Below are 20,526 nucleotides of genomic sequence, written 5' to 3' on the forward strand. Positions count from 1 at the left end.
GTCCTTACTCGAATTATGAACCTCGAAGAGCGCATTCGTGCGCTTGTCTACTCAGTTGTATGGCTGAATCGTGGAAATCCCGTAGTGAAAAATTTGGGATGAACTATAATGACTCACTTTAGGACATTTTTCTTCACAATATGGAGATCTATATCAATGCACAGATTCCTCTACTAAACAACGTCCACTCTTTACAGCGGTATGAGTGAGACATTCTAGATATTCAGCCTTACTCCTAGAAGGCCGGTGAAAAAGTACACGCCAAGGCAGGGATGTAGGGGGCTTATGTCGAAAAAGGAAGAAGAATCTTTGAATGGAGCGTGAGCAGATCATGAAAGCCCCCAAACATCCTTCGACTCAGCCTCGTCTGTTTCAAGTCATCGACATGGAGGAACTGGTTCCCCCACATCATATCCTACGCCAAATCAACGAAGCGGTTGACTTTTCCGTCATTCACGATTGGGTGGCTCCCCTGTATACGGAAAAAAACGGGTCGCCCGGCGGCGGATCCGGAACGGCTGCTTCGTCTGATGCTGCTATCGTATTTGTTCGACCACTCCGAGCGGGAGTTGTATGAGATCCTCCCCATGCATGCCGGATACTTGTGGTTTTGCGGTCTCGACTTTGAATCCGTGCTCCATCCGGATCCTCATCACCCCACACTGCCGGATCGAACGACGCTCGTCAAAACACGGAAGCGCTGGCGCCAACACGGAATCTTTGATCGGCTGATGACCTACGTGGTGGATCAGTGCATCGCGGCAGGGCTGGTCTCGCCGGATGTGCATGCGGCGGCCGATGGCACTCAAGTGCGGGCGAATGCTTCGATCCACAGCTTGCGGGAAGTCAAGCTCGCTCCGGTGGAACCGTTGGAGGACTACCTCGCCCGCACCGCCCGGGAAGATGAACAGGCCGAGTCCCCAGAGGCGGATCGGGATCCCGATGACGACCCGCCTTCTCCGTCTCCCCCATCAGGGGAACGCGTCCATGCCGGAGAACGAGGAAACTTCCGTGGAACTGCGTTTTCCAACCAAACCCATCGAAGCGTGACGGATCCGGATGCCCGGTTGTACAAGAAAGGCAAAGGACAGGAAGCGTATCCTCGGTATCTGGTGCACGACGTCATCGACGTCCAGTCGCGCGTGATTTTGTCCAGACGGGCCAGCCTCGCCACCGGAACGGCGGAGCGGGAGACGAGTTTGGAGCAGCTGGCTTCCATTCGGTTTCGCCACCCGTCGATCACGATTCGAACCTTGTCCGCAGACAAAGCGTATGGCACCACGGAGTATTTGAAAGAGCTCTTCGTCCAAGGCATCACGCCGCTCGTGTCGCTGCGCCGCAAGGAGATGGAAGAAATTCCAACCTGGAAGCGCCGGGCGAAGGATCCCGCTCAGGAAGCACAACGCCAGGCGAAAGTCCGGGAAGTTCAGATTCGCAACCAAGCAAGGCTCATTCAGCAACAGGGTGGTTATCGATCCATTCAAGCCCTTCGCACGCGTTGTGAGCATGTGTTTGCCGAAGGGAAGGAATGTCATGGGCTGGACCGGGCCCGAAGCCGAGGCCTTTACGCCATGGAAGAACAGGCGCTGTTGACCGCCGTCGTGCAAAATCTGAAGCGATTGTGCCGGTTTCGAAAAAAACGAGGGGAGACCGGCTCTTTGGCGTGCGCAAAAATGGAATTTGGGGCAGGAAGTCCTGCTCGTCCTCCCGTCCTTTGGCGCCAAATGGCGGGGAGAATGGTCCCCAAAATTCGATATGAGGGAAGTCTATGCCCCCTTAAATCACCGGCCTTCTAGATACACGCGTGAAGCGTATCAAATCGTGCCCCCTCCTTGTGGAATCAGAGGTTGGTGAACGATTTGTTTGTCTAGTAAGTGTCAAAGTCAGGTTGAACGTTGTATAATTTTTACAATGTTACATTCTCCCGGCTCTTCACCAAAAGTTGTACTTGATTTTTCCATCACACATCTTGCTTATGCATCCATGAAGGAACAGGAAACCAATCATGTTTTGCCTACACCTGTTCAGAGAAGTGCACCGTCTGTCAAGTACACGTTATGGTGATGAGCCATTCTCCCTTTAAACTAAAAATTCTTTTTTTGTTGCAAAAACATTAATATTAGGCTTCTGCACATCTATTGCGGATTGAATATACTTTAATGTACCACTGTCCTCTATCAAGTATATTTTATATCCATAATCAATTAATAACTTTTGAAGTTCTACATCAGAAAATCCCAATTTTGACAGTGAGCTAGGATTAATTTCTAACATAATATCTGGTGCATCGGAAGAAGAGAGGAGATTTTCTGCTCCCTGAAAAGCAAGCATTTCTGCTCCTTCAATATCTGCCTTAATAAAATCCACCTTATCAATCTTATTTTGTTCAATATAATTATCTAAACGAATTGTCGCTACTTTTTCTTGTGAATAAACATATTCAGATTGTTGCACAAATGATTTCATTCCACCATTTTCCTTAGAATTGGAATATAAAGTCACATAACCATTATTATTTGAGACAGCTAGTTGATTGGCTACCACATTCGATAATTGATTTAAATGTATATTTTCAATTAATTGGCTGAAATTTTTGCTATCAGGTTCAAAAGAATGAACCACTCCATTTACTCCTACTCTTTGAGCAAGTATTAAAGTATAATAACCAACATTTGCTCCTAAATCAAAAACAGTTTGACCAGATTGAATTTTTTTTAATAAAAATTGAGTTTCGTTCTTCTCATAATACCCATAATTATAAATAGTATTTTGGATAAACTCCCTTAAATTAAGCTTCATTTTAAATTCAATACCATCAAATTTTACATTATGAATAACTGGATCTGCCGGAATATCTTCATAGTTATAATAATAACGTTGCCTTACCTTCCAATAAAACAATGGATCAGGCTTCTCCATATTGTATAAAACAAACGCTTTCGAATGTAAACCTAACTTTTCTAACTCATACAAAATCTCTTCTTGAAAGGAATATGAAGAAATAATGATATACTTAACAAAATGAAGCAAATCAAGAGCTTCTTGGACAGAGTAAACTTTTATCCCCATTATTTGTTGATGCTCCTGATAACTAGAAATAATTCCTTGAACATAATGTAAAGAAATATTTTTCTCATTAAGAAAGTTAAGCAAAGCTACAGTATGTTCTCCAGCTCCCCAAATCATTACTTTATCTTCAAAGTCTAATCGTTCAAACAAATCTAATATTTTTTTTTGTATCTTACATGCTTCTACCATAAACCTATCCCTTTCTTTCAATAGTACTTTTTATAAATATTTTTATATATATCGAACGTATTGCCAAACATATAATGGATGCATAAAGAGACGCAAAAAACCGCCTATATTAGAAAATATACAGAAACAAAAAACTCATTTCTAAGGGTAGACACAATCACGATTCCTAATTTTTTTCTAATATACAATATATAGAAAAACCTCTTTTGCGGACTTTATTTTGATACATTTACCAACTTTATTTGCTGGAAACACCTTTTATGTGACATGGCAATCACCGATTCCGATAAAATCATTGTTAAAATTGTTTTCTTTTTAAAAAAACGATTTTTTCGTTTTCGTTTGATTATTTAAGTCTGTTAGTTGACACATCGAATCGATTTTGGCTACTTTCGGCTTATTTATGATCCAAAGGAGGGCCCACATCTTTCTACGTTTTCACGTTCAGGTAAATGGGTTCAAGAACAAGGATTTTCTGTATTTATGTGTTTATGTTTCAACTTCTAAAAGATATAGGCGTTTGGTAATCAAAAATCGTCATGATTGACAGTATAGCGCTCCGAAGCTGTCTCTATTCTCAAGTTAAATGGGGAAGCTTCAGTCCATATAATTAGTTGACAGGTTTTAAATTACATCTTTGTACAACGGCATAGAAAATCATTTTATACCGTATGTCTTCATTGCCGTCAATCGCAATGATGCAGCTCTTTCTTTCCAATTATCCACTAACGAAAATTGAGTTTGTATTGAATGCGATAGTGAAAAAGTTCGTCAAATCGCCCAACAGACAGGAAGCTTTTTCTTCCCAACTATTCATCTCACAAATAGTGATTAATCAAAAAAGTCTACGGTCGTGCTATTCCTCTCCGTAACATGATTCAATAGACACTCCACTAGTTAAAGAATGACAGATTAGAACAGCCGCATGGGTATAGATTTAATCGCTATTTACTACACGTACAATTATGCATATTTATGCGCAATTCACTATATAAATAATATAAAATTTTGTTTATGCTGTTAGCTCTAAGTTACAAGAAATGCAGAATAACTGGATATGATTAATTAGTGAACATTGCACACCTTTCTCCTATTAACAAGGAGAAAAAACAATTACACTTCCTCTACTAACATTCGTAACTCCTCCACCGTCAACCATTCCGTATTCGTATCACTTGTATATTTAAATCCTTCCGGTAAATATATTCCATATTTTTCATATTCTTGTGGACACCACGGAAACTCAGGGATAATGACATAATAATTATCAAACTCAACTGTATGTCTGGCATCATCTTCGGTAATCATCGTTTCATGAAGCTTTTCGCCCGGGCGGATGCCGATGATTTCAATTTCTGCTTCCGGTGCGATTGCTTTTGCAAGATCTATCACTTTCATGCTAGGGATTTTCGGAACGAAAATTTCCCCGCCTTTCATTCTTGCAAGGGAGTCAATAACAAACTGAACACCTTGGTCAAGCGTAATCCAGAAGCGAGTCATCCGTTCATCTGTGATTGGCAGTTTCTTGCCTTCAGCTGCCATTTTTTTAAAAAATGGAACGACGCTTCCACGGCTCCCAACTACATTTCCATAGCGCACTACGGCAAACCGCGTTTCCTTTCCGCCGACATAAGAGTTGGCCGCTACAAATAGTTTATCGGACGCTAGTTTTGTCGCACCGTATAAATTGATGGGGGCCGCAGCCTTGTCGGTACTTAATGCAATGACCCGTTTTACTCCACGGTCAATCGCCGCTTCAATCACGTTTTGCGCACCGTAAATGTTGGTTTTTACCGCTTCAAACGGATTGTATTCACATGCAGGCACTTGCTTCATCGCTGCGGCATGAACAACATAGTCGACGCCATCAAATGCGCGATATAGACGATCTTTATCTCGCACGTCACCAATAAAGAAGCGAATTCGTGGATCCGTACATTCCTGTGCCATTTCATATTGTTTTAATTCATCACGGCTAAATACAATCACCTTTTTTACATCATAGTGTAGTATTTTTTTTACAAATTTTTTTCCGAATGATCCAGTTCCCCCGGTAACAAGAACTGTTTGATTCCGCCAAAACTCCATCGCATAAGCTCCTTTGAAGTAAAGTGAATTTTAGCATTGGTTGATGATGCGTTGCAGTTTTTCTTTAAAATTGCATGTCATAAGATGTTCGGACTGTGACACAATTTGAGAGATATGAACGAAAGGTACTCCTTGAATAACAGCACCTTTTTCTGCTGTGTTTTGAAAAGTTACATGCTGCGTTTCAGCGACTTTTCGTTCAAACCATCTTCGATAAATCGATAAAATGGTCGTCGTTTTCACAATTGTTCCATCATTCGCTTGCACAGACAGCAAGTTTTCGTTTGATGCTACATCTATCCCTGATGTCGAATGTAAAGCATGACTTTTGTTTTTGCCGTAAGCCAAATCTTGCCCTGCCAACACAATTTCAGAGAATCCCATTTTGATTAATAGATCAAGTGCTGCTGTCGCCACAGATCCCCCGGTATCGACGAGAGGAAACTGTTTTTGGCGAGCATAACGCTCGGCTTGAAGATACCCTTTTTGAAATGCGATCATTCTCGGCCCTTTATGATTTGCTACAGCGAAACGACAGGCGGTGGACAAATACAGTAACGTCAATGTATCGTCCAAGCCCTCTAATTGTTGGCAGACAAATTCTTGCGGATCTGTGATTATCACAGCATCGGGAGCAATGCGGTTTGCTTTAAGAACCTGAAAAGCCGAGCCAACTGATAAAATAAAATATTTGTTCTGCAGCTTTTGTAAAGAATGGACCACTTCATCTAGTGAAGGGCCGGCCGATACCAATACCGCTTTTTGATCATTAAATTTAGCGAACAGTTTTCCTACATTTGGATCCATGCATTTTACATTTTCTTTGAAATTACGCTCCATTAAAGCTGAAAATCGCTGAAAGGACATGTCTTGAATTTTTATTTCTTCGAAAAACCATTTTAACGGATAGGTTGGTGGCAAGGCTTTTAACCAAGCATTCGGTATAATCCATCTAGTGTGCTGCTTGGCCAACTCATTCAATGTACCAATCACAGATTGTTCTTGGTCAAGGAAGAAAATTTCCACATTCGGATGCGAAAATATATAGGATAAATCCATATGTTCAGCCGCTTTTTGGAGAATAGACAAAGAAGGCTCCAAAACGACTATCTGTTTATTCGGCTCTTTTTCCAGCAATTTTTGCACATGGTATCCGAGTCCAAGCCCAAAAAGACAGTAGTGATTGGCGTCTCTGTCGATTTGCGACTCGATAAAACGCTCGGCCTCTTTCCATGGATCGTAGCGACTATACAAGTAATGGCCGTTCACTTTCATTGTTGGCGGCCCTTTTTTGGATGGATGAATCTCCACCTCAATCGGCGTTTCAGCTACTGTGTTATTGATTGCAGCAAGATTGCGGTCTGGAACAGTCAATTTTCCTCTTCCTTCTGATAAAATCGTTCTTTCGCTGCCTCTTCAAAAAAAGGCTTGATTTCATATTCAAACATGTCAGCAACAATAATATAGTCTTGGCGTTCCAAGCCATCATTGATTTCAAGCAAAAATTCGTTAATTTGGTTCGGATTGATACGAATATCATATTGATGCTGCTGCATCAATGCGATGACCTTTGTCAGCCATACAACCCCTTCGCTAAACTGTGTGATCAGCTGCATCGCTTCTCCCACTTTATCTTCGCGCAAATAGTCAGCGATCATTTGCGTTCCTGCCGCCACACGCTCAATATATTGATAGAAGCTATGTTGAGTTTCGTAAATGAGATCCGTCATCTTTCTCCCTCTTATCCATCGAATGAATTTGACTTTTGATTTTCTCTTTTAGTTGCATAAAATGAGCTTTTGAATCAAGGGCAGCTTCTTGCAAACGTGAATACAAGTCCATGGAGCGAGTGTATACTCGTTGATACATTTCTTGTTCTGTTTCATTTTCTTTCGGCAAGTAATTGGTAAACGTATCGACAACGATGGGTTGAGTAATGAACGCCATGATTCCTTCATCGAAGATCGTTTTTAGCTGTTGATCGATCTTGTCTAGCTTCTTTACTATTTTAGCATCAAACCGCGTATCAAAACCATTGCTTTTTAACAACAACAAAGCTTCTTCGGCAAGACGGCGCACTTTATCATGCAGCTTTATTTCCTGTTCAACCCGAACAAGAAACTCTCTCCATGCTTGAAGATCCCTATGCGGGTATGCATCGATAGCAAACATTGGTACCTTTGTATTTATGTCTACATACTTATTGCAAAACTCTCGAAAAGAAAGTTGCTGGTAGCCATCTAGCTTCGCTCCGCCTTCGGTGCAATTGTAGATCCTCTCAGGATGCGAAAACGTTTGTAGGAGCTTTTCAAAATTATGCTTCATGGTTAAGAAAGCATAATCTGTTAAAACTTGATCGCCATAATACCCCTTGATATGGAACATCCGTCTTTCTTTTATATAGGCTTCGTTTATTTCCATGAAATTCCTATTGTTTTCTGCATGAGTTTTGTTATCGGTATAGGCCAAATCCTGACCGATCAAAGCAATAGGCCCATTTGAAATCATATAAGCTATATGTAAAGCAAAAACCGCAACGGAGGCGCCTCCTAATACATCATCTATTTTTTTATTTACTAATTTTTGTGCATATTGTGTTAAACGCTCATCGAGGCTGGGGATAAAAACAAATGATCTTCGCTTGAACTTCTCTCTGATTTTTTCATGATTCGATAAGGAATATATGATGCTTGCTTGTTTCAGCTCTATGGCTTCAAAATGCCTGTAGTTGTTGATGCCCCCATCAATTGTCACGACAAAATCAGGTTCAAGATCGTATTGAAGTAAAGAATTAATCGTCGATCCAGAGGAAATGAGCAAAATATGATTTCTCACCTTTTTTAATAAAGGGATTTGCTTTGTCAGTGACGGACCGCCAGAAGCAACAACCACTGGCACGTTATAAAATTGTTTCAAACATTGTAATGGCACATCATCATGTGCATAAAACAAATTCAAGGTAAAATTCTTTTGCCATTCCTTCGAATAGCATTTGAGCGTATTGGTATGGACTTGGTGTATGTAAATGCGATCTTTGACTGTTTTTAATAGGGCATGATAGTCACTTGGACAAATTTTGTCATAATTAGGAGAACAAATCACAGCAACTCGATTACCGAATGTATTTCTAAGCGCTTCGTAAATATGATCAAAAAGCTCTTGATCGCTCCCTTTCATCAAAATGCACCGCTCGACTTGGACGTTTTCTTCCAAATGGTGATCAGCGATCCACTCGATGGGCTCAACGACAATGAGAAATTCTTCCTCTGTCATTTTTTCACTTAGCGCTTTTGCAATATATCCTGAACCGACGCCGAACAAAATATGAAGATAATTCTTTTTATAATGGCGTTCGGCAAATTGGGCAGCTTCTCGAATCGGATCATACTTGCTGTGCAGATAATAGTTGTTGACTTTATAAATCCGCTGTCCGCTTTTAGCAGTTTCCTCGATGATTTCGTACTTTTTCAGCTTGTTGTCCATCATTAGCACCTCACTTATATTATCGGCTGTTTCTTTCTTTTCTTAAATACGTGCAAAGACAAACTTTTTATGGAAATTGTCAAGCTGATGGCGATGAAAAGGAGGTTGAGTCAAAAGGGTGTCTGTCTTCAAGATCAACTTCTAGGGCAAAAAAGTTCGTCACCATCACAAAGATGAACATACCTTGGCACATTTTTTCGAATTCACGTATGTTCAGGAGATAGTCGACTGGGATTGGCAACACGTGCAGTGAACGGTGAAACGGTTAGAAGGCCGGTGAAAAAACGCTGATCCTCTTCATCAATGGGAGAATACGTGAAAAACAGGTTTTTCTCATTGAGAAATGACATTGTAAGGCCGCAGCCGCGATTACGTCACCAGCTTCTTAGAGCGAAGGGGGCGAAGTGAAACTGAAAAAAAGCAAGTGCATACGGATGAACGATCTATTGGAACACCTGTCTTTGGAAATGAATTCTGAGGACGAGGGAACCCTTTTTCTTAACTCGTGTTTTCAGGATTGGCGCAATGTATCGTGCGACAAAAGCAGTCCATACTTGTATATAGCAACGAAAGAGGAGTTTCCCAATCCTTGTGGGACACTCCTCTTTTCCTTGACGACAATTATCGGAGTAATTGAAGCACTCCTTGCGGCTGCTGATTGGCCTGAGCCAACATCGCTTGCGCCGCTTGCATTAAGATGTTGTTTTTCGTGAATTCCATCATTTCTTTCGCCATCGTGCGAACATTTGCTTTCGCAAATGACTAGACTATCTCTTCACCCGCTAGCTTACCGCTAGTGAGGGGCCGGGCACTTCGGGGAATTCAGAACGATGGAAATTCCGCTCCCCTACGGACTTCATCACCATAGCGAATGCGCCTTAGGTGGTATGCCCTAGTCGTTGAACCTTCTCCACCCTTTCGGGACAGGAGCTTGGCTGCTGGTTGCCCAATCCTTTGGCTTTTCCGGCCATCACGTCTGCCGTTTCCAGCTCCGTTGTGGCGCCAAAGGCTCTAAGGGGGTTCCAGCAATTCACCCGGTCATACTCCTAGCCGTTTCCAGCTAGGACGACTGTGCCTGTCGCCGCTTATGCAGCTAAGGCATAATCAACGTCGCGAATACGGGATTCAGCAGCAGACAGATTTTCCGCCGTTGCCCCGAGGTTGTTGATCGTATGCTCCAGACGATTTTGAACAGCGCCAAGCTTCGAGCGTTCTCTCGACACTCTTTCAATTGCATTGTTAATTTTCGAAATCGCGGCATTTGCGCTTGATGCCTTCGTTACGCTTAACCCGTTTACCGAGAGCGCAGCTGCACCCATATTGGCAATTGATAATGTGATCGATTGGCCGCTATTTGCCCCGATTTGGAACATTTTCGCCGAAAAGCTACCATTCAGAAGTTTTTGCGTGTTGAATTCCGTGTTATTGGCGATACGAGTAATTTCCAATGAAAGAGCACTAATCTCCGCTTGGATTGCACTACGGTCAGCACTTACGTTCGTATCGTTTGCGGCCTGAACGGCAAGTTCGCGCATGCGTTGAAGGATCGCATGTGTCTCGTTTAACGCACCTTCAGCGGTTTGGATCAACGAGATGCCGTCTTGCGCGTTTTTTGATGCCATTTCCAGACCGCGGATTTGGCCGCGCATTTTTTCAGAGATGGCAAGGCCTGCTGCATCGTCACCAGCGCGGTTGATGCGGTAACCCGAAGACAGTTTTTCCAAGTTTTTCGCCGCTTGCGTGTTGTTGAATGACAGTTGGCGATACGTGTTTAACGCAGAGATGTTGTGTTGGATTCTCATGTTCCTTCCTCCTTGAATCGTTTTTTCTACATCCTTGTAGAAATTTGACAGGGGCGGCCGCTTATTGTTCCCTGTCTACATTTTTAATATCGGAAACATTTATGGAATGTTTAGTGGTTTTTTTATTATTTTTTAGTTGTTGCAGCAAAATTGCTTGAACATTGGCCGCCAGCTTGTTTTCTTTTTGGATCGCTGCATAGATCTCTTTTCTGTAAATGTCGATATGCTTTGGTGCAATAATGCCGAGTTTGATTTGTTCTCCTTCGATGGCAAGCACTTTAATCTCGATTGAATCGCCAATCATGATCGATTCATTTTTCTTGCGGGTGAGAACAAGCATTATTTTCCCTCCTTCCCGCTCACCTCGGACAACGGAAAACGGATCGGATAGACGCTGTCATGAAGAATGAGCTGCTTTCCTATTTTTTCTTTCACGTTAATAACGATTGGCGCTTTTAAGTTAATGGTGGAATGAGCAAACGGCTCTTTTAGCGTCATCATCGTATATGTCAAGCAATCATCAGGAGAATTCAATTTCAGCTTTTCAATATCTTCTTCTGTTAAATCAAACGCATAATCGGGGTAGAAAGAGAATGGATAAGCAATGACAAAGCCGACATGGCTGTGATGAATCGACTGCAAAATCGCAAACGGCGATTGTTCTTCTAATGGCAAAATGACAAATTGTTTTTCTTCTTCAAATCCAGGGATCCCGTTGGGAAAATGGATAATTTGTTCTTCATTTATTTCAATTTCCCCGAAAAATTTTGATGTTATTTTCATAACGAAAAGCTCCTTTCTCATTTTCGCAAAAAAAGCGGTACATCATCAGTACCGCTTTTTGTTAATATTTCACATCCATTTTGATAGTTGGGTATTGAATCATATAGGCAGAGACGTTCCCTGGCTTGTATTCATGAATCGGTCTATTTACGTTTGCCTTAATGATTGGCTTATTTGCATCGATTTTCATATCCAAATAACTTGGTTGATAGCCAATATCTACACTATGAACAGATGGAATAAATGTTATTCCAAGTTGTTTATAAGGATGGAAGCCTTTTTCAGCCGCCATCGCTGCAATGGCATTGCCTCTATTTTCAATCTTCATGAGCTGGTCTCCTTCCTGCGCGCGGCGGGCAATGCCTTCCAACAACGCTTCGCGGCCTTCCTCTGCAAACTTTCTTGTAGAATCAAATGGATCAAGCAGCCCCATATCTCTCCATGCTTTTGACTGATCAATCGTCAACCGGGCCGGTTGAGAGTCGATTGTGAGCGTTGCCGGTTTCTGTTCAATGGACAAGTCGGCTTTCGGCTGCTCGATGTGCTGGATCGGCTTTTCCATGTGTAAACCAAGAATCGCTTTTGTAGTGTGAATTTGTATTTGCGGGAAATTCATGTTTGCTCACCCTTTCCGTTTGTTAACGGAGAAAATCAACCAATGTAGGCTGAATGATGCGAGCGCCCACACTTAAAGCAGCGCGATGCACGCTCTCTTGGGTAATCAAGTCGGTAATCGCTTTTTCGTATTCGATATCTTCATTGTTGGACATTAATTTTGTCGCGATTTCTTCTTGAGTGGCTAAGCGGTTTTCCATCATTTCCACTCGATTTTGTTTGGCACCAAGCTCCGAACGGGCCGATAACAAAGCGTTTTGTTGCGTTTCAATCCGGCTTAAATAACCTTCAATCGCTTTTCCGTTGCTGCTTGGATCATTCAAAGCCGTTTTTAATTGATCCAGCATCCCGATCATCCCGGTAAACAATGTTTTCCCGTCAATATTGACATCTAACTTAATCCCGCCAAACACCTCAATCTCCACATCGCCTTGATTGCCGTTGACTGCAAAGCCCGGTTGCCCTGGGTAGCCGATAAATAACGGATTTTTCGTATCAGCTCCGTTAAAAATATATTTATCCCCGATTTTCGTATTGGCGATATCAACCACGTGCTTTTGAATCTGATCAATTTCATCAGCGATTTTTTTGCGATCTTCTGGGGTAGCTGTGTCAGTCGATGCTTGAACAACAAGTTCTTGAATGCGCTGTAAAGCGAGCCCGACTTTATCTAATGCATCATCTGCGCTATCAATCCAGTTGCGAACTTCTCCAATATTGCGTTGATATTGCTTGACACGCGCCAACTCTTCTCGGTAGGCTATTCCCTTCATTGCCACGACCGGGTCATCTGAAGGACGAGTAATCTTCTTTCCTGTTGTCAATTGTTCTTGATATTTTCCAAGCCGGTCATAACTGTTTGATAAGTTGCGAAGCATATTATTGGCCAGCATAAATTGTGTCACTCTCATCTATCGTTCACCTACCTTCCAGACACACCCATATTATTAATGATTTTATCGAGCATTTCATCAATTGTTGTAATCATGCGGGCAGCGGCATTATACGCATGCTGAAATTTAATCATATTGGTCATTTCTTCATCCAAGGAAACAGAACTAACTGATTGACGGTTATTATCCACATAAGCAGCAAGCGTCTCAGCGTTCGTTTTCATTCTCTCCGCTTGCTGTCCATCAACCCCTATTTTGCCAATCAATCCTTGATAAAATGTTTGTACCGTTCCGCCAATAATGGGCACGCTCACCGTCGCTCCGTTTCCACTCGGCAGAGGAGCTAAACTGTTCGTGATTTGAACGTCTTTTATCATGGATAAATAAAGGGCATTATTTCCATTACCTGACTCCCCGCTCTTTGCAGATGCAGCTATTTGACTAAGATCATTCACGATGACATCTGACACTTTAATCGAAGCTGCCGCCCCTTTTCCTGTCGTATTATCGGCGTTTAGCTCAAAAAAATCAATTCCGTTTGAATTGTTTAGACCGTACCCTTGGCGATGTTGAGCATTGAATATAGCGGCGAAAGAATACGCCATTTTATCTAGGTCGGCAAGCATATCCGGATAGTAGCCTTTTACATTATCACGATTAGGACCATAGCCATATAGCTCAATCAATGATTTGATTCTGCCGTTCGCTAAGTTACCGAAATCGCTATCGCTTATTGTTGTGAGGGCTCCACTGGCGCCTTCAATTTGTATTTTGGAAACATAGCCGTCCGGGTTCGTACGATCGTTAACAGGGTTGACGGATGGTTCAACAAATAATTTGGAATAGCCATCTTTGGCCACCACTTTTATTGTGGACCCATCTTGATTGACTAAAGAAATCTCATATACACCTTCTGCAATATCAAGAGCATTTCCTCCAGAAGGAACGGTTTCCACCTTTACCTGAAAGTACTTTGACAGTTCATCCACAAGAGCATCGCGTTTATCATAAAGATCATTAGGTAAATATCCGTTGGGTTCGACAGTTTTGATCTGGTCATTTAGTTCGCTGATCTGCTTCAAAATTGAATTGACTGCCAATAAGCCTGTTTTAATTTCTTGTCCTATATCCGTACGAATTTGCGATAAAGAAGTATTTAGATAATGAAACGATTCTGCGACCGCTATGCCACGCTGGCGCACGACAGCACGTGCTCCCTCATTTTCAGGATTGGCACTTAAATCTTGCAAAGATTCCCAAAACTGTGTCAACGCCTTGCCGAGACCAAATTCGCTCGGTTCATTCATAATCTCTTCCATTTTTGCAATAGTTTCGGAACGAGCGCTCCAATAGCCTGATTTGCTTGCTTCATTGCGATATTGATAATCTAAAAAGTGATCGCGCACCCGCTCAATCGACCCCGCTTCGACCCCCGTCCCCATCTGTCCCGGAATTTGCGGGCGGTTCATGGACGCTGGAGGGTACGGCTCGCTTTGGACAAAGTTGACGCGCTGGCGTGAATAGCCGGGCGTGTTGGCGTTGGCAATGTTATGGCCGGTCGTGTACAGCGCCATTTGCTGCACGGCCATGCCGCGCTTGGCGACTTCCAACCCGTGAAATGTTGATCCCATCGTGCTCCTCCTTTTCCCTTCCAATACTTGGGATGGTTCTGTTTAGCGGCTCCAGTTGTTTTCCTTTTGGCCGCCCGTCGGATCGTTGCTATACTTTCGAATCAAAGAGCGAACGCGTGCGCTCGTGCGCGGCAGCGTTCTGATTTGGCGCCGTATAGGTCACGTTGGGCGGCTGCGGCAGCCATTGATCAAGCATTAGGGTCACCCACTGAAGAGACTGGCGGATGAGCTGCCCGTTCAGCTCGTTGGCCGCTTGAAGTTCGCGGATGACGGCAAGGAGCTCGTCTGCCAACCGTTCGACTTTTTGCCGCTCCTCCCCGCCTATTTTCGGCAGGCAATCGGCTAATGATGGCGGATTCTCATCGCCAGACCATGCGGCAACGAGCTGTGCTCGCTCGCGCTCGAGCTGCTGGATGGCGGCGATCGCCGGTTGTTCTTTTTGGATCAGCTGCATTAATCCGTCCGTATCGCCTCGTTTTAATACGTCCGTTTTTTGATAGGCCAATTGAAGCAAATGCCGGTGCAGCGCCAAATGCCGGTCAAGGATCGCCATCAGCCGCAATGCTGGCACACGCTGTTCATCATCGGTTCGCTGATTTTCCATCCTTGTGTTCATTGGCCATCGCCCTTATAGAACTTGTATAGTTTCTCCGCGATAGCGCGGGCATCGATCTCATACGTTCCGCTGTCGATTTGCTCCTTCAACCGGCGCACTTTCTCTTCCCGCTCGGCAGCCCAAGTGGAGCGTTGCTGCAGTTCTTTTGCCTCCTCAGAAATTTCAACCCGATCCCGCCGTCCGCGTTGCCCTGTTTTTCCTTCAGGGATGCCCGCGTACTGACGGTAGGGATGAACGCCCATCGAAAACCGGTGATCGATTCTCACTGCGATTCCTCCTATCCGTTCCGCACATTGTTGTCTTACTACTATTATCGGTCAATCCGCTCATTTGTTTAGCGGCCGTTTCGCCCTTTATCGGTGTAATACGTGCGAAACGCTTGTTGTTTCTTCTGCTCTTCCTCTTTCTTTACCATTTCTAGCTGCCCTTGCAAATCTTTTGAACAGTCGGCGCACATTCTTCCTTCGCGGATCAGCTTGCCGCAACGGTCGCACGGATATCCTAAGTTCGGCAGCTGCGCCAACGTTAACCGGCCGCTTTTGATGAATTTTGTCAACAACATTTCAGAGACTCCGGTTGCCGCGACAATCTGCTCCATCGTTGCCAACCGGTTTTCCCGGCGCCGCAAAAATTGGGCCACGATTTGAAATTGCCGTTCTTCTTCTTCATGACAAGACGGGCAAATATCGCGAAACGGCGAGCGGACAAACAGACGACCGCAGGCCGGGCAATTTTCTAAACTCATCCTTTCTCCCTCCCACATGTGGCCATTACGTATACAAGTTGATGATCAATCCTTGAATTTCCCCCAGCGTCTGCAGCAAATCCATCCGCGACCGTTCTTGTTCGAGCACCGCGTTGGTGACGTCCAGCAGCTTTTGGTCGATCGTTTTGACGATCTGATAAACGCGAGAACGGCCGCTCCAATGGAACCCATACTGTTCCGTCAGCTTCAAACCATGGTTCACCGCTTCATCAAGCAATTGTTTGACGAGCTGCTTATATCGCCGCAAATCGTCAACCGTCCGCGACTTGGCCAGTTTTTGTCCTTGCTGTTCGATTTCATCCGCCAGCTGCTTCAACCGCTCGTTGCGCAGCTTTTCCTGCTCCTTGGCGGTCAGCTCGGCAAATGACACCAATGGCGAAAAAGAAGCGGCCGCTTTTTTGCCAATTGGCACCGATGGGGTGTTGGCAATTTTATTGATCTCCATCTCCTTCGCTCCTACCGTCTTGTTCATCAAGCTTCTGAATCCATTGTAAAACTTCCCCGATCACCGCGTAAAGCTGCGGCGGGACACGCAACACCGGATCGGCCAGCTGTCTGAGCAACTCCCGGTCGCGAGGCAGCGGAATGCCCGCCCGCTCCGCCTTGTCGGCCACCTCATCGGCGAGCTGCCGGGGCTGCCGGCCGAGATGTTGCTCATACGACGTAAACGCAGGGGCGTAACGGCGTCTGTTCATATCGTCCACTCCCACTGGCTCGTTTCGTTTTCCGTCTTTATTCTGTCTGTCGCCGCTCGCTCTTCGTCTTCGGTGTCCATCGGTTGAAAAACGAGGCGTTGCACCCGATAACCGATCTGTTCCAGATGATCTTTGACTGTCGAAGCGTATGACTGCAATACTGCCGCCAATTTCTCGGATTCTGTTTCCACCGTCACGGACAGCTGCCGTTCGATCGCCTGCAAAGAAATCCCCACTTTGCCTTGATTCGTATCCAACAAAAAGTAGAGGCGGCAGTTTTGCCAGTCAAGCTGTCCGTTACCGCTGCGAGCGTTGACGTGCACATGCACGGTCGCCATCTCACCATGAAGCGAGAGCGGCCACTGGTACAACATCGTTTGCGTGTGGCTGTCAGCAGTAAATTTGTTGAGCAGCTGTTGGCCGGTAAGATTCATGAGCACCCGTTCCGCCTGCGCGGGTGCGGTTCCTTCCTCCACCCATGACAGCAGCATTGCCTTTACATTCTCGGCCGGCGGTAACCGCTCTCCGCTCAAGAGTGCCCGGGCCGCTTCTTGCTCATGGAAAAAGCCGAGGCGGCGCAGCGATTCAACGACGCCTCTCGCCGATAATGCGTTGTCACGAGCCGCTTGGGACGCTTGTTTCAGTATGCGCGACAGCTGCTCGTGCGGCTTCATGCCTTGCCGTTCGTCCGATTCAAGGAAAAAACGCATCACCTTTTGTTCGGACGGCTGAAAGCGAAGCGACTCCAACAACGCTTTCACTTCACGCACCGTCTTAGCGGCTTCGTCCATCTTTCCTTCCGCAAGGCCGCGTTTCGCCTCTGCCAACTTCGCCCCCGCCTCCAGCAGCTTCGTTTCCGTTTTCATATCGGTAAACAACAGCCAGTCCCCGTTTAGCAACATGCGGTCAAGCGAATGAATGAGCGACTCGACAAGCGGCGTGGCCCGCTCTGTCGCCTGCTGGGCAACAGCATGCGAAAATTGTTCAAGCTGACGGGCCATATCACGCTGCCAAACGCGAAAATCGTGGACCAATTGCCTCATTTTTTCTGTCACTGCCGTCATGACAAACGTCCGCGTCTCTGCCGGGGGAAGAACGAGCTCCGATGCAGCCGCATAGGCGCGCGAACCTTCCCATCGCTCCGTCTGTTCACGAACAGGCACCCCTTTTGCTTCATCGGTTTCTTCCGGTTCCTCTGTTTTCGTCAGCAACGGCGCCAACAGGTCGCCGAGCGGCGGGCCATGGAGCGCTTCATGCGCTAGGCGCAAATGTGTCTCGGTCACCTCGAGCTGTTTCGCCGTCAAAGCAGCGACCGTTTCTTGCTTTTGCTTGATCGAGCCGCCTTCCGTCTCCCAAAAGCGACGAACGGCTTCCTTTTCCTTTTCGGTCAGGCGAATGCCACGGGCTGACAGCCATAGGTCGATTCCATCGTCCAACGAAGCTGGCACAAACCGCCCTATAGACGACAGGGGCACCGCTTGCGCCACCCACGTCCCCCCTTCTTGCTTCACAAGCCGCACCATAAACGAACGGTCACTCGGCACACCATCCACAAAGCGGACGCGTACATCCTGTTGACCGATGGCAACCACGGCCTCCTGATCGGTAAGCTTTTCTTTCATTACCGCCATCTGCACACTCTCCGGCTGGAAGGAAACAGCCGGTGTGGGGATTTCATTCGATCGTTGATCGTGACGAATACGCATCATCATGTTTCCTCGCTCGTTGTTCTCTTACTGTTTATATCGGCATCCCCTAGGCAAATGTTTAGCCCGCTCACGCCCTCACTAGCGTCAGTGATCCCACCTCGGCCGCCCCCGCCTCCAGCAGCACACGGGCCGCGTGGCGAACGGTGACGCCCGTCGTGTAAATGTCATCGATGAGGACGATTCGCTTCCCATTGATTGGCGGATGTCCGGAGAGAAAAAACGGATTTTCCGTTTCGAGCCGCTCGCGGCGTGATTTTTTCGATTGTTTTTCAGAGTGTTTGCGGGCCAGCCAAGGGAAGGATGGAAATGGAAGCAGGCGGGCGAGCGCTTCCGCTTGATTGAAGCCGCGTTCATGCAGCCGTTCGGCGCTGAGCGGAATCGGGACGAGTTGCCACCCCGACCCAAAATCGCGGCGAAAAACGGCGGTCAAGGGCTGGCGGAACGCCTCTGCCACCGCATAGTCCCCACGAAATTTCCATAAAGCAATGACTTCTTTCATCCACTCGTTGTATACGTATACGGAACGGTTTTTCGCAAGCACTCCGCGCCAGCGCTCATCTTCCTCCCAGTCGAGGCAGTCGGCGCATATCGAAGGCGACGACTCCTCGAGCGAGCGGCCGCACATCTCGCAAAGGCGGCCGTCAATGAGTTGGAACGCCCCCCGGCAGCGCGGGCAAAGGACGTCAAAGTCTTCGAGGAAAAGAAGCTGGCGCCAGTTCGCAATCGGATTGTACGGAGAATGGCAAAGCAGGCAGTTCATCGGCGCAATAACCCCCGTTTCTTCGCTTCTTCATTCATGCGGAGGATATGGCGGCGCGCCCGCACCATCGCGTTCGTTTTTCCGTGATGGAAAAAGCGGACATCGCCATCCGGAAACGCGGCGTGGCGGCCCACGCGGCCGGCGATTTGCACGAGAGCGCTTTCGGTGAAGATGCGGTCTTCGGCGCCGAGAACGGCCACGTCGATGTTCGGCACCGTCACCCCCCGTTCAAGGATCGTTGTGGTCACCAACAGCGGCACGAGCCCATCGCGAAACGCCTGAACGTGCTCGGCTCTGTCTGGGGCTTCGGCATGAACGCCGACGATGGTGGGATTGACGCGCTGCAAGAGGCGGGTGACAGCTTCAAGCTCATCGATACGAGGAACAAACAAAAACGCCTGTTTTCCGTGTTCCAAACGACGAAGCACCCACCTCAGGACATTATCAGGCAGACGGCCGCGCTCCAGCCGCTTTCGCCAGTTGCCGCACCATTCGAACACCGGGACGGGAAGCGGACGGCCGTGATAACGGGCCGGGATGATGGCGGCTTTCCGCCGCCCACGCCGAATGTCGAGCTGCCAGGCGCGCGATGGAGTGGCAGTCAGATAAATAAGGCTCGACTGTTCTTTTCGCGCTTGACTGGCGGCGTATTCGAGCATCGGTTCAACCGAGTAGGGGAACGCATCCACTTCATCAATGATCATGACGTCAAACGCACGGTAGGCGCGCAACAACTGATGGGTCGTGGAGAGAACAAGCGGAGCGATTCGTCCGCGCTCTTCGCTTCCTCCGTGCCAAACGGCGAGTGGAACGCGGGGAAACGCTTGGCGAAAGCGGGGAGCGAGCTCGCGGACAACATCGATCCGCGGCGTGGCGAGGCAAACGCGTTCGCCGTTCTCAAGCGCCGCAGCGATAGCGGGAAAAAGAATTTCCGTCTTTCCCGCCCCGCATACCGCCCAAACGGTGAGCTCGCTTCGGTCAAGCACCGCCTGGCAGACAGCCTGCGCAGCCTCCGCTTGGGCAGCGGATAGTTCCCCGTCCCAAGCGAGCGGTGCTTCATAACGCTCGGATGGAAGCAGAAGCGCTGCATGAACAAGGCGGGTGCAAGTGCTGATGCGCCCCATTACCAAGCACTTGCGGCAATACGTGCAATCCGATCCGCAGCGGGCGCACGGAAATGAGGCAAAAAGATGGGGATCGTCATTTCCGCAGCGGACGCAGCGCCAGGCGCGCGCTGTTTTAATGAGCCCGGGCTGTTCGTGAAGCAAACCGGCCTGGACAGCGGCGGCGATGTCTTCATCGGGAAACGGCAGCTGCTCCCGCGGGAGACGCTGGCCGTTCAGCCAGGAAACGAGCGGCGAAGCAACGGAAGATGGGAGAATGTACAATGAGCATCACTCCTTTTGAAATTCAAGAAAAGCATGTTC

At 46.6% G+C, this 20,526-nt stretch carries 18 protein-coding genes and 3 pseudogenes; 1 reads left to right on the plus strand and 20 read right to left on the minus strand.

What is annotated here, in order from left to right; genetic code table 11:
• The first annotated feature begins 313 nt into the window (after positions 1–313).
• Positions 314–1,796, plus strand: a pseudogene (locus tag GC56T2_RS15460) (transposase).
• 283 nt (positions 1,797–2,079) lie between these two features.
• Here the strand turns inward: GC56T2_RS15460 and GC56T2_RS15465 are convergent.
• The 20 genes and pseudogenes from GC56T2_RS15465 to GC56T2_RS15560 form a co-directional block, all read right to left on the minus strand.
• The gene (locus GC56T2_RS15465; RefSeq protein WP_144976407.1) at positions 2,080–3,258 is read right to left on the minus strand and encodes an FkbM family methyltransferase; all 1,179 of its coding nucleotides are present in this window, start codon (positions 3,256–3,258) and stop codon (positions 2,080–2,082) included.
• Between the two features lie 1,113 nt (positions 3,259–4,371).
• The gene (pseB, locus tag GC56T2_RS15470; RefSeq protein ID WP_033843058.1) at positions 4,372–5,346 is read right to left on the minus strand and encodes a UDP-N-acetylglucosamine 4,6-dehydratase (inverting); all 975 of its coding nucleotides are present in this window, start codon (positions 5,344–5,346) and stop codon (positions 4,372–4,374) included.
• Positions 5,347–5,376: 30 nt separating this feature from the next.
• Positions 5,377–6,720, minus strand: a complete 1,344-nt coding sequence (locus GC56T2_RS15475; protein ID WP_051962610.1) for a motility associated factor glycosyltransferase family protein — start codon at positions 6,718–6,720, stop codon at positions 5,377–5,379.
• Complete coding sequence (locus GC56T2_RS15480) at positions 6,717–7,076, minus strand: hypothetical protein (RefSeq protein ID WP_033843057.1); 360 nt, start codon at positions 7,074–7,076, stop codon at positions 6,717–6,719. The genes GC56T2_RS15475 and GC56T2_RS15480 overlap by 4 nt, the downstream gene beginning before the upstream one ends.
• Entirely contained in the window at positions 7,045–8,829 is a 1,785-nt protein-coding gene (locus tag GC56T2_RS15485) for a motility associated factor glycosyltransferase family protein (RefSeq protein ID WP_144976409.1), read from the minus strand. Before GC56T2_RS15485 ends, GC56T2_RS15480 begins: the two co-directional genes overlap by 32 nt.
• Positions 8,830–9,450: 621 nt before the next feature.
• Positions 9,451–9,564 (minus strand): annotated as a pseudogene (locus tag GC56T2_RS15490) (flagellin); the annotation flags it as partial.
• A gap of 362 nt (positions 9,565–9,926) precedes the next feature.
• A pseudogene (locus GC56T2_RS15495) lies at positions 9,927–10,631 on the minus strand (flagellin N-terminal helical domain-containing protein); the annotation flags it as partial.
• A 61-nt stretch (positions 10,632–10,692) separates the two neighbouring features.
• Positions 10,693–10,971 (minus strand): carbon storage regulator CsrA, encoded by a 279-nt coding sequence (csrA, locus tag GC56T2_RS15500; protein WP_051962608.1) that lies wholly within the window; start codon positions 10,969–10,971, stop codon positions 10,693–10,695.
• The gene (fliW, locus tag GC56T2_RS15505; RefSeq protein ID WP_033843052.1) at positions 10,971–11,414 is read right to left on the minus strand and encodes a flagellar assembly protein FliW; all 444 of its coding nucleotides are present in this window, start codon (positions 11,412–11,414) and stop codon (positions 10,971–10,973) included. The genes csrA and fliW overlap by 1 nt, the downstream gene beginning before the upstream one ends.
• Positions 11,415–11,475: 61 nt before the next feature.
• Complete coding sequence (locus GC56T2_RS15510) at positions 11,476–12,030, minus strand: DUF6470 family protein (RefSeq protein WP_033843051.1); 555 nt, start codon at positions 12,028–12,030, stop codon at positions 11,476–11,478.
• Between the two features lie 22 nt (positions 12,031–12,052).
• Positions 12,053–12,940, minus strand: coding sequence for a flagellar hook-associated protein FlgL (gene flgL, locus GC56T2_RS15515; protein ID WP_061912562.1), 888 nt, complete (start codon positions 12,938–12,940; stop codon positions 12,053–12,055).
• 11 nt (positions 12,941–12,951) lie between these two features.
• The gene (flgK, locus tag GC56T2_RS15520; RefSeq protein ID WP_144976414.1) at positions 12,952–14,553 is read right to left on the minus strand and encodes a flagellar hook-associated protein FlgK; all 1,602 of its coding nucleotides are present in this window, start codon (positions 14,551–14,553) and stop codon (positions 12,952–12,954) included.
• An 88-nt stretch (positions 14,554–14,641) separates the two neighbouring features.
• A complete protein-coding gene (locus tag GC56T2_RS15525; protein ID WP_144976416.1) occupies positions 14,642–15,169 on the minus strand; it encodes a flagellar protein FlgN in 528 nt (175 codons plus the stop codon).
• Positions 15,166–15,435 carry a flagellar biosynthesis anti-sigma factor FlgM gene (gene flgM / locus GC56T2_RS15530; RefSeq protein WP_144976418.1) on the minus strand — a complete coding sequence of 90 codons (270 nt, stop codon included), beginning with the start codon at positions 15,433–15,435 and terminating at the stop codon, positions 15,166–15,168. Before flgM ends, GC56T2_RS15525 begins: the two co-directional genes overlap by 4 nt.
• A 68-nt stretch (positions 15,436–15,503) precedes the next feature.
• Positions 15,504–15,914: a TIGR03826 family flagellar region protein gene (locus GC56T2_RS15535; RefSeq protein ID WP_144976420.1), complete on the minus strand. Its 411-nt coding sequence runs from the start codon at positions 15,912–15,914 to the stop codon at positions 15,504–15,506.
• A 25-nt stretch (positions 15,915–15,939) separates the two neighbouring features.
• Positions 15,940–16,380, minus strand: a complete 441-nt coding sequence (locus tag GC56T2_RS15540) for a YaaR family protein (RefSeq protein WP_144976422.1) — start codon at positions 16,378–16,380, stop codon at positions 15,940–15,942.
• Positions 16,367–16,630, minus strand: a complete 264-nt coding sequence (locus GC56T2_RS15545; protein ID WP_144976424.1) for a flagellar biosynthesis protein FlhB — start codon at positions 16,628–16,630, stop codon at positions 16,367–16,369. The genes GC56T2_RS15540 and GC56T2_RS15545 overlap by 14 nt, the downstream gene beginning before the upstream one ends.
• The gene (locus GC56T2_RS15550; protein WP_144976426.1) at positions 16,627–18,261 is read right to left on the minus strand and encodes a hypothetical protein; all 1,635 of its coding nucleotides are present in this window, start codon (positions 18,259–18,261) and stop codon (positions 16,627–16,629) included. Before GC56T2_RS15550 ends, GC56T2_RS15545 begins: the two co-directional genes overlap by 4 nt.
• Before the next feature lie 145 nt (positions 18,262–18,406).
• Complete coding sequence (locus GC56T2_RS15555) at positions 18,407–19,099, minus strand: ComF family protein (RefSeq protein WP_144976428.1); 693 nt, start codon at positions 19,097–19,099, stop codon at positions 18,407–18,409.
• Positions 19,096–20,487: an ATP-dependent helicase ComFA gene (locus GC56T2_RS15560; RefSeq protein WP_144976430.1), complete on the minus strand. Its 1,392-nt coding sequence runs from the start codon at positions 20,485–20,487 to the stop codon at positions 19,096–19,098. Before GC56T2_RS15560 ends, GC56T2_RS15555 begins: the two co-directional genes overlap by 4 nt.
• Between the last annotated feature and the right edge of the window lie 39 nt (positions 20,488–20,526).

The organism is Geobacillus sp. C56-T2 (genome assembly GCF_007829715.1).
Lineage (GTDB): Bacteria > Bacillota > Bacilli > Bacillales > Anoxybacillaceae > Geobacillus > Geobacillus icigianus.